Below are 13,482 nucleotides of genomic sequence, written 5' to 3' on the forward strand. Positions count from 1 at the left end.
TTCACCTCCTGTATTTAAAGCTACTGCCGTTTTACAACGGGGCCGGAGCCTGCATGGTGTACTCGTTGTTGCGCTGCACGCTTTGTACAACGTACGGCTGAAGTGCGGCAAGGCCATCCGCAATTTCCTGGAGGTCATCGTCTGAAATTTCAGGGTTTATGCTGCGGAATGTTTTTCGTTTGTAGTCACCGCTGCCGTCTTTGCCAGGTCCTAAATAAAATTCAAAAGAAAGATCAGTTTTTGTTAATTGAGCCATTGTGTCTCACCTCCTTTCACCGTATATATTGACGTGCCGAAGCAAAAGGGGGGAGGGAGCTGTGTTTATTTTACGAAGGTTATGGGAATATCACCATGGAATGTTAAACGAAGGAGGATTTACAATGAACGTACTGGTAATTGGAGCGAACGGAAAAATTGCACGTCACCTGGTGAAAGAATTGAAGGACACGGATCACCACGTAACGGCGTTAATTAGAAAAGAAGAACAGTCAGAAGAATTGAAGAGCCTTGGGGCGGACGAAACGGTAGTCCGTGATTTGGAAGGAGATATTTCCGATGCGTTTGCCGATAAAGACGCAGCGGTCTTTGCTGCTGGGTCAGGCGGCCATACAGGACCGGATAAAACCACCATTATTGACTTGTGGGGGTCGAGAAAATCAGTGGAAGCCTCCAAAGCCCACGGGGTAAAACGCTTCATTCAGGTAAGTTCGATGAATACGGATGAACCGGAAAACGGCCCGGAAAAAATGCGCCATTACTTTATTGCTAAGCGCGTAGCCGATGATTACCTTGAAGAAAGTGGCCTTGATTATACCATTGTACGGCCGGGAGTGCTCACAAACGATGATCCGAGCGGCACTGTACAGTTAAAACAAAAACTGAATGAAAAAGGCGAAATTCCACGTGCTGATGTGGCTAAAGTGATCGCCGCATCTTTGGATACACCTGGTACTATCCGCAAAAAGTTTGATCTGATCAGCGGCGACCAGGAAATTATTGCAGCGCTCAACGAATTATAGGAAGGAAAGCAAACAGCCGGGGCCCAACGCAGCCGGCTGTTTTTACATAATAACCGCATGGGAGGCAAAAGCGCCATGACGAACAGTTCAGGCCCCCGGATTTCCGGGCGTGCCCTATGGTTAAACTTTTTCCTGCTGTTTGCAGTTGGTATTGTTATCATTGCTGCTGTGTTTCAGGGGGAAACTTTAACATACATAAACAGCTTATTTTCCTTTAATACAGCTGCTGCCGATAGTCTCACCGGAGCCTGCACGGGAATAGCGGCAGGATTTTTCGCCTGGGGGGCGTATAAAAAGCAGTGGTTTGCCGTGCCGGACAACACATATACCGATCTCTTAAAAGAACTGATCCGCCGGCGGGGGAGCTTTTGGGCTGTAACAGTTGGAGCGGCAGTATCAGAGGAAATATTGTTTCGGGCAGCAATGCTTGGAACACTGGTGCTTGTACTGCCGGACATCTTTGCTTTATGCGTTACTTCATTTATTTTCATGCTGGTGCATGTGCCTCAATACGCCGGTCAGCAGCTGATTCATGCATGGATTTTTGTCCTGGGCCTGCTGCTCGGAGGCCTGCTTTTATGGCAGGGAACGCTGTGGGGGGCTGCGGCTGCTCATGCCGGATACAATGCGGTCTCCTTTCTGATTTGGAAACGAAGTGAAGCACTTCAGGAATAATCACTCTGAACCGGCGGGGCGGAAATGTCAGTAGCTTTTGCCAGTCTGGTGACGCTCCAGGCGGAGCTGTGCTTTCTCCTGCTCTTCCGAAGAAACGAGATAATAGCTTACCCCGTTCTCTTCAGCAGAAGCTCCATGAATTTCAGTCGTCTGGATCTGGGTGAGGGCAGGAGTATAGTGGTAAGAAAAGCTGCGGATATCCTGAAACGTCATATCGGTCTGTATGTGGTCACCGAGGGCGTAAAGCAGTTCTTCCGCTTTACGGAGCGTAGCCGGACTTTTTGCTTTTTCAAGAAGTGCTTCGAGCACCTGCTGCTGGCGGAGGTTCCGACCCAGATCGCCCCGTGGGTCCTGCTTGCGCATGCGGACGTAATATAATGCCTGTTCGCCATTTAAATGGAGGTTTCCCTTCGTGTAGGTGAAAGGCTCTCCTTCGTCCTTGACGAATTCCAAATCGTTTTGCACTGTAACTCCGCCGTAAGCATCAACCACCTCCCGGAACCCTTCCATATCAGCTTCGACGGTAAAATCGATGGAGGTGTCCAGAAATTCTTCCGCTGTTTTCTTCAGTAAGGGCATGCCTCCATAGCTGTAGGCATGATTTATTTTATCCATACTGTCTCTTCCTGGAATGGAAACCTTAGTGTCTCTTGGAATATTAAAAAGCAGCGTGGATTCGTTCCCGGAATGGATAGAGATAATCATAATTACATCAGCGCGGGAAACTGTCTCTTCTTTATCTGTCCCCGCTATTAGAATAATCTGAGGTCCGGAAACAGTAGAAAAATCCTCCGGCGCTGTTTCCGTGGTGATTTTCTCTTTTTGTCCAGCAGTTATAGTGTAATAATAGTAAAAGAGTCCGCCGAGAGATAGGAAGCATGTAAGCAGGAAAGTAATCATAAAAAACAAGTATACGTTTCGCATAGTTGGACGTCCTGTCTGTAAAAGTCAAAATCTCTATTTTTATATCGGCAGAAAAGGGAATATATCCAGTAGGCAAGGGTGCTCCCTGCGTTGACAAAAAAAGAGCGTAACGTTATATTCAACGTTACTGCTATTTATAATCTCGTTAGGTGAGGCTCCTGTGTAGATACAAGCTTATGCCCAAAAATGTCTAAAGACGCCAATGGGTCAACAGAATCCATCGAATTAAGGTGTTTTCTAATGAAGCTGGATAATATATTCCTACGCTATGCAGTGCTAAAGCTCGACGAAGGGGAACAGAACGGGCATATACGATGACTGGCTGATTATGCACGTCTTCCCAACGGTGGAAGGCGTTTTTTGTTTGAAATAAGTGTCAGACGGAAGAAGTACAGCTGCGTGTCTGGCCTGGAGAGGAGGAAAAAGGATGGAGAAATTAAACGAACAGGCACGGGAGGAATTCGTGGAATTAATAGCGGAGTCTTTGCAGCAGGAGCGCATAGAAGCGTTTCGTGAATTATTTTTGGATTTGCACCCTGCAGACCAGGCAGAAGTTTTTCTTGAGCTTGATGAAGAACGGGCAGTAGTGTATAAGTTTTTGTCCCCGGAAGAATTCGCTGAAGTATTCGACAGCTTTGAACCCGAAGTGCAAAAGGAAGTAGCTCTGCAGCTGAACGATCAGTATGCTGCCGAAGTATACAATAATATGTATGCAGATGATGTTGCCGACTTTCTGGGGGAGCTTGAGCCGAGGCAGATGACACATATTCTGCAGGCGATGGATCAGGAGGACGCCAATGACGTCCGGGAGCTGCTCGCCTATGAAGATAAAACGGCCGGTGCCATCATGACAAAAGAATTTGTTTCCATCAAAGCAACGGATACAATTGATGAAGTGATTGACCATCTGCGGCGGGAGGGCCCGGATGCAGAAACGATCTATTATCTGTATGTAGTGGATGAAGAGGAGAAGCTGGCAGGTGTCGCTTCGATCCGTGACTTGATTGTAGCAGACTCAGACCGCACGGTTTCTGAGGTAATGAGCAGCCGTGTCGTGTCTGTCCACGTAGATGATGACCAGGAAGAGGTCGCCCAGCTGATACAGAAGTATGATTTTCTGGCAACTCCTGTTATAGACAGTGAAGGGAGGCTTGCGGGAATTGTAACCGTGGATGATGCACTCGATGTGCTCGCAGAAGAAGCTTCGGAAGACATTGGAGAAATCTCCGGGTCCCGTGGTTCCACAGATGTGAGTGTTAATGCATTTAAAGCAGCCAGACTCCGTGCTCCCTGGATTATCCTGCTGATGTTTTTAGGGCTGTTTACAGCCCAGGTAATCGGCTGGTTTGAAAGCACCCTCGAAAGTGTCGTTCTGCTTGCCGCGTTTATTCCGATGATTATGGGGTCAGCCGGAAACACGGGCACGCAGTCGCTTGCTGTGTCTGTGCGTGCGCTTGCAACGGGAAACATTGAACGAAAAGGGCTGTGGCGTACGATCAGCCGGGAATTTTCCACGGGAATTATGATTGGGGTGGCCTCAGGAATTGTGATTACGATCTTATTGTATCTTTTTTACGGGGAGCCCCTGATAGGAGTAATTGTCGGTTTTTCCATCATGATTTCACTTGGAGTGGCTAGTGTTATCGGCACGCTGGTGCCGCTTGTAATCAACAAGCTGAAGCTCGACCCTGCCATTGCTTCAGGACCGTTCATTACAACGCTCACTGATATTATCAGCCTGCTGATTTATTTCACAGTAGCTTCGTCGCTCATCCAGAGCATTTAAGAACAGATTTTTAAAAAGAATAATGAAAAAAGGGGAGACGCTGTCTCTTCTTTTTTGTGGGCAGTTAATTAGATTAACAATTGCGCGGTGTGATAAACTATCACTATCCTGGATGAAAAGGAGCGAGGGCTTTGCAGTTAACAACCTATACGGATTATGCATTACGGATGGTAATGTACCTGGCCGCTCATGATGAAGACGAGTCCCTGCATAGTATTAAACAAATATCGACTGCATACTCCATTTCGTACAACCATCTGACTAAGGTTGGGCATGAGCTGTCGAAGCTTGGCGTCATTCACACGGTGAAAGGCCGGAACGGAGGAATTCGTTTGGCCAAAGAACCGGAAGAAATTAACATTGGCTGGCTTGTAAGGCAGACAGAAGATAATCTGACGCTGGTGGAATGCTTTGATCCAGAATCGAACCAGTGTATTTTAGCAGGCAGATGCCGGCTCCAGGGTGTTTTGGGAGAGGCTTTGAAAGCGTATTTGTCGGTACTCGATAAGTATACGGTCAAAGACCTCACAGTAAACAAGGAAATGCTTCATGCTCTGTTTGCAGCTTCAACGGCAAAAAATCAGCCGCCGATTTCTTTTTCTTAAGAAAAGATATCATCGTGCTTGCCCCGGTCACGGTGACATTCGTTAATCATCCAGGAAACCAATTATACATAATAAAGCAGCAGCCCTGTTGAAACGGGACTGCTGCTTCTTTTCATACTCTGAAGGTTAGTTTGTCTCTTCAAAGCGCCGCAGGTCGTTATTGTGACCGATAGCAATAAGCACGTCTTCTTTGAAAAGGCGGTCCTGGGCTGTGGGTGATATATTAACCTCTTTGCCGCGGCGGATGCCGAGAACGGTAACCCCGAATTTGGCCCGGATATCGAGCTGGGCGAGGGTCTTTTTATGCATGGATGCTGGTGCAGTAATCTCTATAATGGAATACTCTGCGGAGAGCTCAATATAGTCAATGACACGGTCAGAAACGAGGTGCTGGGCGATACGGTTGCCCATGTCATGCTCCGGGTGGATAATCTTATCTGCCCCGATTTTATCGAGAACCTTGTGGTGGTGAAAGTTTTGCGCTTTTACCCAGACCGAAGGGATGTCCATCTCCTTTAATAAGAGAGTGCATAAAATGCTTGCCTGAAGATCATCACCAATAGCGACAATCACGTGATCAAAATTTGTAATCCCCAGGTTCCTTAGTTCTTTTTCATCTGTGCCGTCGGCGACGGCGCTGTACGTAGAATGATTGGTAATGTCGTCGAGTTTTTCTTCATTATTGTCAATGGCCAGCACGTCATGACCGAGCTTGTACAATTCTGTACTGACGCTGACACCGAATCGCCCGAGACCGATAATGGCAAATTGTTTTTTCACACGGCGTTCTCCTTTGTCTGAAGCTTGGGGTCGTTTTCCTGTAATTGTATCGTTAATGTACCGCCGCAGTCGTGATTTGTCAAACGGGAGCCGGATGAAGGACTTGATCGTCTGATAAAGCGGAACGGCCGGAGAAATAAAGATGAAGGCAGCGCTCTGTCTGTTTTTTTAAATTAGCGTTTAAATGAGAGGTCCGGCCTGAGCCGCTGTTAAGATAGTACACGTAGTGTGTGAAAACACCGTCATTTTCTTCAAAAACGACCCTTATATTCTTTTTTTTCATGTAGAGACGCAGCTGATCGAGGTCGTGCCCAAGAGTATCGAAAGCCTGTTGAAACAACCGTTCGTAGGGTTCCTGCAGGCGGACGTCAGAAGATTTAAGCGCCTGTGTATCGAGCGTCAGTACTTTTTTTACAATCGGAAGGAGGACAGCATAATGGATAACGATATGTTCTTTTTCTGTTATAACCATTCTGTTCTCCCCCTTGCGTTGCATGATTAAATTCATTATACGAATACATGTTCCCGTTTTTCAATAAGATTTTTCATTTGCTCCGAATTTTTTTGAATTGTATAGCTCGAATTTTTGCAGGAAATGGTCTATAATGAAGTTATGTAAGCGGATACATTAAGCTTTTATTCTTCTTGGAGTTGTCGGACAATTAGTTTTACTGGCGTCAAAGGTGGGTATAGTGCAGTACACACAAAATTTATTGGCAATCAATAGATAGGCATTGGGAGGCCATGCGCGCGTCGCCCGCTTTAAAAAAGATCAGCGCCCGGCGGGTGCTGCAATAAGAACAGGGGGTTCGGCGAATATGTTACATCCAACTCATGAGCAGCATTTTATGAAAAAAGTGAAACCAATTCAAAATGGTAGAAGACCTTCAAGGCAGATTCTTCAGTCTCTATATGCTCAAATGATGATGGAGTATGCTGTGTTTGAATTTAACAGAGAGCGGCTTCTGCAAAAAATTGATGACTCCCTGGATATGCATGACGAAAAAGCTTTTCAGGAATGGACAGAGGCTTATAAAGAATTGATGAGCGAATATAAAGATGGCAAAGTATTATTCGAACAAGGCTATAAATTAGAGCTTGAATTTGAATGAAGATTTATATCAGCACCCTTTGGGCTTCCCTGAAGGGTGTTTTTTTCATGTCATAACAAATCAGAAAAAGTCACTGCCGGTCTTTACGGTGTTGGCGTTTTTTTGTATTGTTCTTTATACTGGGAAAGAAAAGAAAAGCGAAGGAGGCAGAGCTGGTGATACTTTCCGACCAAACAATCCGTTCAATGATGGAACAGGGCGATCTTAGTATTGATCCATTAGAGGACCATCAGATCCAGCCGGCATCGGTGGACATTCGTCTGGGTACTCACTTTCTGAAAATCGACGAGAACGCTATCGAGTCCATTCAACTGGACCGGCCCGCTAAATATGTGGAATTTGAAAGTGATGAGGTAATTATTCCCCCGCATTCGTTTCTGCTTGCGACCACAAAAGAATACATCAGGCTTCCCCAGCATATTACAGCCTTTGTGGAAGGAAGAAGCTCTATCGGACGGATGGGACTCTTTATTCAAAATGCAGGCTGGGTGGACCCGGGGTTTGAAGGGGAAATCACGCTTGAGCTTTATAACGCCAATCGTCTGCCTATTCGTTTAACGTCCGGCAGGCGGCTCGCACAGCTCGTTTTCGCTGAGATGGATCAAAAAGCCGGTTCTCCTTATGCGGGCAAATACCAGGGACAGCGGAATGCGATGGGAAGTCACGCCTTTTTGGATCAGGAAAACGAATAAAACTGCGCGGGGCTAATACATAGCTGAAATGAGAAATAATGATTTAAAAGACTCGTGACCTTTACTGTTCACGGGTTTTTTCGAGGTAAGCGTAAGCAGAGGCACAGGCGAAAAAAGATGTTATAATGGGAGCGCTGTGAAATGTTTTGGTGGAAAGAAGGAATAACAATTGGGTTTTCAAAATGACAAAGCGGTCGTTGTTTTTAGTGGGGGACAGGACAGTACTACTTGTTTGTTCTGGGCACTGGAACAATTTGAAGAGGTCATTGCCGTAACTTTTTCTTACGGACAACGGCACGATCAGGAAATAGAAGTAGCAAAGCGAATTGCTGAGGATATAAATGTTGAGCACCATGTACTGGATATGGGTCTTTTAAGTCAGCTGGCACCGAACGCGCTGACTCGCGACGATATTGAAGTAGAGGCGGGAGAAGACGGGGAGCTTCCTTCTACGTTTGTAGAGGGCAGGAATCTGTTGTTCTTTTCTTTTGCGACGATTCTTGCTTCGCAGAAAAAGGCAAAACACATTGTGACAGGCGTATGTGAGACAGATTACAGCGGATACCCGGACTGCCGGGATGTATTTGTGAAATCATTGAATGTGTCGCTAAATCTGGCTATTGGAAAAGAGTTTGTGCTGCATACACCTTTGATGTGGCTCGATAAAAAAGAAACCTGGGGGCTTGCCGACCAGCTCGGGAGGCTTGAATACGTAAAGAATGAAACGCTCACCTGCTATCATGGCATACCGGGGGACGGCTGCGGGGAATGCCCGGCCTGTCAACTGCGCCGTGCAGGCTACGAGCAATATATGGAACAAAAAGAAAGGAAAGAATTATGATTTATTCGTATTATCCACAGTGGCCGCACAACTACCGGTACGAATTAAACAAGGATATGCATTTAAGTGCGGCACACTATATTCCTTCTGAAGAAGCGGGAAAGTGCCGCCGGGTGCATGGACACACCTATACAATTAACGTGACAGTTGCCGGTGATGAATTGAACCGGAACGGGTTTTTAATTGATTTTACCGTTTTAAAAAAATGGATCCATAAACGATATGACCATACTCTGTTGAATGATCACCCGGAGTTTGCCAGTGAAGAAACCGAGGCTGCTTATCCGACAACGGAAGTAGTCGCGCAGGTGATCTGGAAAAAAGTACAGCAGAAGCTCGATGAAACGTCGAATAAACCTAAATGCCTTCAGGTACTCGTCAGAGAGACTCCGACAAGCTATGCGGTGTTCCGGCCCAAAGAGGAGGACTTTGCCTAAATGAAACCAACACCTGTACTGGAAATATTCGGTCCGACGATCCAGGGCGAAGGCATGGTTATCGGGCGAAAAACGATGTTTGTACGCACCGGCGGCTGTGACTACCGGTGCTCCTGGTGTGATTCCGCCTTTACATGGGACGGATCACAAAAGGCTGTAGCGATGAGTGCGGAAGCCATTTATGAAAAATTAAAAGAAGCCGGCGGCAGAAGCTTTAACCATGTCACTATTTCCGGAGGCAATCCGGCTATGCATCCCGGTCTCGGAGAACTTGTAGCGCTTTTACAGGAACACGGTATCGAGACAGCGATTGAAACACAGGGATCGATCTGGAATGACTGGGTGAAGGAAATCGATGAGGTAACAGTTTCCCCGAAGCCGCCGAGTTCGCTGATGAAAACGGATTGGACCAGGCTGGATTATTATATGAAAGAACTGTGTCCGCGCAGAGAAAAAGAAGTCAGTCTGAAGGTAGTTGTTTTTGATGAAAGCGATCTGAATTACGCGATGGAAGTACATGAGCGTTATCCCGCTGTAACAATGTATCTGCAGGTGGGAAATGACGATACTGTAACGCCGCAGGTAGAGAAACTGAGAGATCATCTGCTTGCTAAATACGAATGGCTTACAGAAAAAGTTCTGCAGGAGGAGCGTTTGAACGGAGTGCGGGTGCTGCCGCAGCTGCATACGCTTCTTTGGGGAAACAAACAGGGAGTATAAGGAGGAAAAGAACATGCCGGAAAGAGACGATATTGAGCAGTTAGATCAGCTGGGAAGTGAAAAAACGGCGTATACATTTGAATATGACCCTTCTCTGCTTGAAGCATTTGAAAACACCCACCCGTACCGGGATTATTTTGTGAAATTTAATTGTCCGGAATTTACCACTCTCTGCCCGAAAACAGGGCAGCCGGATTTTGGCACGCTGTATATCAGCTACATTCCGGACGAAAAAATGGTGGAAAGCAAATCGCTGAAATTGTATTTGTTCAGCTTCCGAAATCACGGTGGCTTTCATGAAGATTCGATTAATACAATCGTAAACGACCTGGTAGAGCTGATGGACCCCCGTTATCTGGAGATATGGGGTAAATTTACTCCGCGCGGCGGTATTTCGATTGATCCATTTGTAAACTACGGCAGAGCCGGAACTAAATACGAGCAGCTTGCAGAAAACCGGCTGTTTCAGCATGATTTGTATCCTGAGCCGGTAGACAACCGCTAAGCCTTTCCCGACAAGGGAGAGGCTTTTTCTATAGGGAAGAGGACAAGAGCGGTAAAGGTTTGAAGTAAATAAGAAGAGGGGTAGAGAAATAAGTAATTATGAAAATTTGTGAAAACAGGAGGAGCAGGGACGATGGGGAATCAAACAGCGGGAAATAAAGTGGTGGAAATACTTAAGGAATGGGGCGTTAGCCATCTGTATGGCATGCCGGGAGATTCCATCAATGAATTGATGGAAGAATTACGGAAGGATGAAGACGGTCTGAAATATATCCAGATCCGTCATGAAGAGACGGGAGCCCTTGCCGCTGCTGCCTATGCGAAGCTGACGGGGAGGCTGGGCGTTTGTTCTTCGATTGCCGGACCTGGAGGAGTTCACTTATTAAACGGCCTGTATGATGCGAAAAGAGATAAAGTGCCGGTACTTGCTTTGGTCGGACAGGTTGATACGTCCATCATCGGCACAGACAATTTTCAGGAAATCCAGCTGAACCAGATGTTTGCTGATGTTAGTGTATTTAATGAAAGTGTCCAGAGTGCCGAGCAGCTCCCGGACATGCTGCATCAGGCGATACGTGCTGCCTACACAGAAAAAGGAGTAGCTGTGCTCGTAATCCCGGATGATGTTTCGGCTGAAGAAATAAAACGTGAAGCCCCGATATCTTCCGGCGTGTTTGCGAGGCCGAAGATACGCCCGGAGAAGGAAGATATGGTGGAGGCCGCGAGGCTGCTGCACGGGGCGCAGAAGCCAGTGATTCTGGCGGGGAAAGGGGCCAGGCACAGCACTGATGAGCTGCTGGCGTTTGCTGAACATATTCAGGCACCAGTAGCATCTACGCTTCTTGCAAAGAGCGTTGTTCCGGATGAGCATGAGCACAGTCTTGGACAGAATGGCCAGATTGGCACAACGCCGTCATACGAAGCGGTGCAGGAGGCCGATTTGTTAATACTGGCCGGCACTTCCTTTCCTTATCGTGATTTTATGCCGAAAAACACTAAAGCAATACAAATCGATATCGATCCAAGAGTGATCGGAAAATACTATCCTGTAACTGTAGGTTTAGTCTCTGAACTCGGACCTGTGCTTCAGTGGTATACGGAAAATCTCGAACGCCGGGAGCCTTCTGCCTTTATGCAGAAATATAAAGAAAAAAGAAAAGAGTGGTGGAACGAGCTCGAAAAAGATATGACAGAAGAAACAGACAGGCTGCAGCCGCCGCAGGTGATTCATGAAGTACAGCAGTTTTTGGAGGAAGACGCTGTAGTCTCTGTCGATGTTGGAAATGTCACCGTATGGGCTGCTCGTTATTTAAAGCTGAAAAGACAGGAGTTTGTAATATCAGGGTGGATGGCTACGATGGGGTGCGCCCTTCCCGGTGCGATTGCCGCCAAAGCGGCCTGGCCTGAAAAGCAGACAGTCATGCTTGCCGGGGATGGTGGTTTTGCCATGGGGATGCAGGATTTTGCCACTGCCGTAAAGTATCAGCTTCCAATGATTTGTGTCGTATTTAATAACGAAAAAATTGGAATGATTGAATACGAGCAGCAGCAGATGGGCCATCTGGATACGGAAACAGACATCAGCGGTATTGATTTTGCGGGATTCGCCAAAGCTTGCGGCGGTGAAGGATACAGGGTCAGAACAAAAACCGAACTGCATGAGGCGCTGCAAAAAGCAGTGCTTGCCACCAGACCCGTAGTTATTGACTGCGTCGTGGATATGCAGCCGCCTCTTCCCGGCCGGATTTCTTACCAGCAGGCGGTACATTACAGCGAATTTATTATTAAAAATGTTTTTGAGCGTGGAGAAATTTCGCTGCCGCCTTTGAAAAAAGGATGGAAACGAATAAAAAAATAAAAGAAAAACCAGCTGATTTTATTCATCAGCTGGTTTTTGCATTGATTGATACTGCATACTTGATGCACCTTTGATCCGGGCTTCCAGACGGATATTATCGAGTTTGCCGTGAAGCAGTTCATACCGGATTTTTCCGGATTCATACAGCTTGTCGGACCGGGCTTTTGCTTTCCCTTTCACCCGTGCAGGCGTCTGCTGGACAGCTCCTGCTCCGGAAGATACTTTGCGGCGGTATTCTTTCCCGCTTTTCGGAGCGGTGAGCAGACTGGTAAGCACTGACACAGCATAGCCAGCAGCAACTCCCGACCAGAGGCTTTTTTTATGCATTTCCTGTATTCTCCTCTTTCCAGTCCTTAATGGCCTGGCGCTTCTGGTACATATAGTATCCTAAAGCAAGGCTGCCGTAAAGGCCGCCAAGAGCCTGCTCATTCACTTTGCCTTTGCCTTCGGTGGAACTCTTTTTCATGCCTGCTGTCATATCAACAAGGCTTGAAGTGAGCTTTCTGGAAGCTTCCCCGGCGTCGCCAACAATGTAAAACAGCGGACTCAACGAGTGGAGCTTTTCATTTACATCCAGAATCGTCTCGTTGCTGTTATGTAAAATCAGCTCCGATTGATTCATTACCTGGTCGAGTTGCTCAGGCAGTTTGTCTACTGTTTCGTTCACCCCATTTAATGTTTTAGTGAGGTTGCTTAAGACACGTGCTAAGAAAATAACTAATACTGCAAAAGCTACCGCGATGATTAGTAGAGCTATGCCGCCAATCATACCCATGATTCACCATTCCTCCTTACAATAAATGCGATTAATCCTACAGCCTAATAAATGGTACCATGATTCATGGCAGAGCACCAGGGCGTGCGGACCATATAATAGTGTCTAACTCTCTCGTACCCTGCTTTTCAGAGCCCTAAACAGATTCTATTATAAATTTCCGGAAAGAAGCCGGGGTTTGGAGAAATTAAAGAGAGAGCTTCTGGAGAAAATCCTGTTTTTGTATGCACATAATATGGGAAAAGAAACGTAACAAAAATGATGAGGAGGAAAAAACATGCCATGGACGATGAATGACTACCCTTCATCCCTAAAAAACCTGGACAAGCCGGTAAAGAAAAAAGCAATTGATATAGCCAATTCGATGCTCGACGATGGATACGATGAAGGCCGTGCAATTCCAATTGCAACCGAACAGGCAAAAGAATGGTACAGCAATGCTTCTAAAGAAGAAGTGACGGAATTCATGGAGGAGGAAGATCCTAAGTCCCGTGATGATAAAGAAAGTGGTTCGGATCCGGAACTGATGGAAAAAGCAGAGCTGGTAGAAGCACATGAAGACGGATGGGCTGTGCGGGCAAAAAGTGCGAAAAAACCGGATATTGTCTATGGCAGCAAATCAGAAGCTATCGAACGTGCAAAAGAAGTGGCAGAAAAGAAAGGAACAGAAGCCATTATTTACAAAAAAGATGGGACAGTAGAAAAAAGGCATTCCTATTAAATAAAAGAGGGAGCAGCTGTATATTAGGCAGCT

Annotated in this window: 18 protein-coding genes and 1 riboswitch; of the genes, 12 read left to right on the plus strand and 6 right to left on the minus strand. The window is 46.5% G+C overall.

Features of this window, described 5'->3' with window-relative positions; genetic code table 11:
* Positions 1 to 31 precede the first annotated feature (31 nt).
* Positions 32 to 256: a DUF1659 domain-containing protein gene (locus tag ACTRXG_RS03365; RefSeq protein ID WP_474284033.1), complete on the minus strand. Its 225-nt coding sequence runs from the start codon at positions 254 to 256 to the stop codon at positions 32 to 34.
* A 124-nt stretch (positions 257 to 380) separates the two neighbouring features.
* Between ACTRXG_RS03365 and ACTRXG_RS03370 the strand changes: the two genes are divergently transcribed.
* Together ACTRXG_RS03370 and ACTRXG_RS03375 are read left to right on the plus strand one after the other, a co-directional pair.
* The gene (locus ACTRXG_RS03370) at positions 381 to 1,019 is read left to right on the plus strand and encodes an SDR family oxidoreductase (RefSeq protein WP_474284034.1); all 639 of its coding nucleotides are present in this window, start codon (positions 381 to 383) and stop codon (positions 1,017 to 1,019) included.
* 75 nt (positions 1,020 to 1,094) lie between these two features.
* A complete protein-coding gene (locus tag ACTRXG_RS03375; protein WP_474261993.1) occupies positions 1,095 to 1,694 on the plus strand; it encodes a CPBP family glutamic-type intramembrane protease in 600 nt (199 codons plus the stop codon).
* Between the two features lie 27 nt (positions 1,695 to 1,721).
* Here ACTRXG_RS03375 and ACTRXG_RS03380 read toward each other — a convergent pair whose 3' ends face one another.
* The gene (locus ACTRXG_RS03380; protein ID WP_474261995.1) at positions 1,722 to 2,618 is read right to left on the minus strand and encodes an LCP family protein; all 897 of its coding nucleotides are present in this window, start codon (positions 2,616 to 2,618) and stop codon (positions 1,722 to 1,724) included.
* Between the two features lie 134 nt (positions 2,619 to 2,752).
* A riboswitch (M-box (ykoK) riboswitch) is annotated at positions 2,753 to 2,920 on the plus strand.
* Positions 2,921 to 3,045: 125 nt separating this feature from the next.
* Here ACTRXG_RS03380 and mgtE point away from each other — a divergent pair.
* Positions 3,046 to 4,404, plus strand: a complete 1,359-nt coding sequence (gene mgtE, locus ACTRXG_RS03385; RefSeq protein ID WP_474261996.1) for a magnesium transporter — start codon at positions 3,046 to 3,048, stop codon at positions 4,402 to 4,404.
* A 131-nt stretch (positions 4,405 to 4,535) separates the two neighbouring features.
* A complete protein-coding gene (locus ACTRXG_RS03390) occupies positions 4,536 to 5,009 on the plus strand; it encodes an RrF2 family transcriptional regulator (protein ID WP_474261997.1) in 474 nt (157 codons plus the stop codon).
* Positions 5,010 to 5,135: 126 nt separating this feature from the next.
* On the opposite strand, the gene ACTRXG_RS03395 is transcribed toward ACTRXG_RS03390, so the two are convergent.
* Entirely contained in the window at positions 5,136 to 5,789 is a 654-nt protein-coding gene (locus tag ACTRXG_RS03395) for a potassium channel family protein (protein ID WP_322526465.1), read from the minus strand.
* Positions 5,790 to 5,868: 79 nt separating this feature from the next.
* Entirely contained in the window at positions 5,869 to 6,261 is a 393-nt protein-coding gene (locus ACTRXG_RS03400) for a YhjD family protein (RefSeq protein WP_474261998.1), read from the minus strand.
* A 376-nt stretch (positions 6,262 to 6,637) separates the two neighbouring features.
* Between ACTRXG_RS03400 and ACTRXG_RS03405 the strand changes: the two genes are divergently transcribed.
* From ACTRXG_RS03405 to ACTRXG_RS03435, 7 genes are all read left to right on the plus strand, one after another.
* Positions 6,638 to 6,901: an IDEAL domain-containing protein gene (locus ACTRXG_RS03405; protein ID WP_474284036.1), complete on the plus strand. Its 264-nt coding sequence runs from the start codon at positions 6,638 to 6,640 to the stop codon at positions 6,899 to 6,901.
* Positions 6,902 to 7,056: 155 nt separating this feature from the next.
* A complete protein-coding gene (dcd, locus tag ACTRXG_RS03410) occupies positions 7,057 to 7,593 on the plus strand; it encodes a dCTP deaminase (RefSeq protein WP_474284037.1) in 537 nt (178 codons plus the stop codon).
* A 169-nt stretch (positions 7,594 to 7,762) separates the two neighbouring features.
* Positions 7,763 to 8,434 carry a 7-cyano-7-deazaguanine synthase QueC gene (gene queC, locus ACTRXG_RS03415; protein WP_474262001.1) on the plus strand — a complete coding sequence of 224 codons (672 nt, stop codon included), beginning with the start codon at positions 7,763 to 7,765 and terminating at the stop codon, positions 8,432 to 8,434.
* The gene (gene queD / locus ACTRXG_RS03420) at positions 8,431 to 8,871 is read left to right on the plus strand and encodes a 6-carboxytetrahydropterin synthase QueD (RefSeq protein WP_474284038.1); all 441 of its coding nucleotides are present in this window, start codon (positions 8,431 to 8,433) and stop codon (positions 8,869 to 8,871) included. Before queC ends, queD begins: the two co-directional genes overlap by 4 nt.
* Positions 8,872 to 9,591, plus strand: a complete 720-nt coding sequence (gene queE / locus ACTRXG_RS03425; protein ID WP_474284039.1) for a 7-carboxy-7-deazaguanine synthase QueE — start codon at positions 8,872 to 8,874, stop codon at positions 9,589 to 9,591.
* A gap of 13 nt (positions 9,592 to 9,604) precedes the next feature.
* Positions 9,605 to 10,096 (plus strand): preQ(1) synthase, encoded by a 492-nt coding sequence (gene queF, locus ACTRXG_RS03430; RefSeq protein ID WP_474279228.1) that lies wholly within the window; start codon positions 9,605 to 9,607, stop codon positions 10,094 to 10,096.
* A gap of 132 nt (positions 10,097 to 10,228) precedes the next feature.
* A complete protein-coding gene (locus ACTRXG_RS03435) occupies positions 10,229 to 11,953 on the plus strand; it encodes a pyruvate oxidase (RefSeq protein WP_474284040.1) in 1,725 nt (574 codons plus the stop codon).
* An 18-nt stretch (positions 11,954 to 11,971) separates the two neighbouring features.
* Here ACTRXG_RS03435 and ACTRXG_RS03440 read toward each other — a convergent pair whose 3' ends face one another.
* Both ACTRXG_RS03440 and ACTRXG_RS03445 read right to left on the minus strand, forming a co-directional pair.
* The gene (locus tag ACTRXG_RS03440; protein ID WP_322526456.1) at positions 11,972 to 12,280 is read right to left on the minus strand and encodes a YtxH domain-containing protein; all 309 of its coding nucleotides are present in this window, start codon (positions 12,278 to 12,280) and stop codon (positions 11,972 to 11,974) included.
* The gene (locus ACTRXG_RS03445; protein ID WP_474262005.1) at positions 12,273 to 12,728 is read right to left on the minus strand and encodes a DUF948 domain-containing protein; all 456 of its coding nucleotides are present in this window, start codon (positions 12,726 to 12,728) and stop codon (positions 12,273 to 12,275) included. The genes ACTRXG_RS03440 and ACTRXG_RS03445 overlap by 8 nt, the downstream gene beginning before the upstream one ends.
* A gap of 277 nt (positions 12,729 to 13,005) precedes the next feature.
* Here ACTRXG_RS03445 and ACTRXG_RS03450 point away from each other — a divergent pair, with 277 nt between their 5' ends.
* Positions 13,006 to 13,449: a DUF2188 domain-containing protein gene (locus ACTRXG_RS03450; RefSeq protein WP_474284041.1), complete on the plus strand. Its 444-nt coding sequence runs from the start codon at positions 13,006 to 13,008 to the stop codon at positions 13,447 to 13,449.
* Positions 13,450 to 13,482: the final 33 nt, after the last annotated feature.

This window comes from Marinococcus sp. LNSP9103-4, from assembly GCF_056034345.1.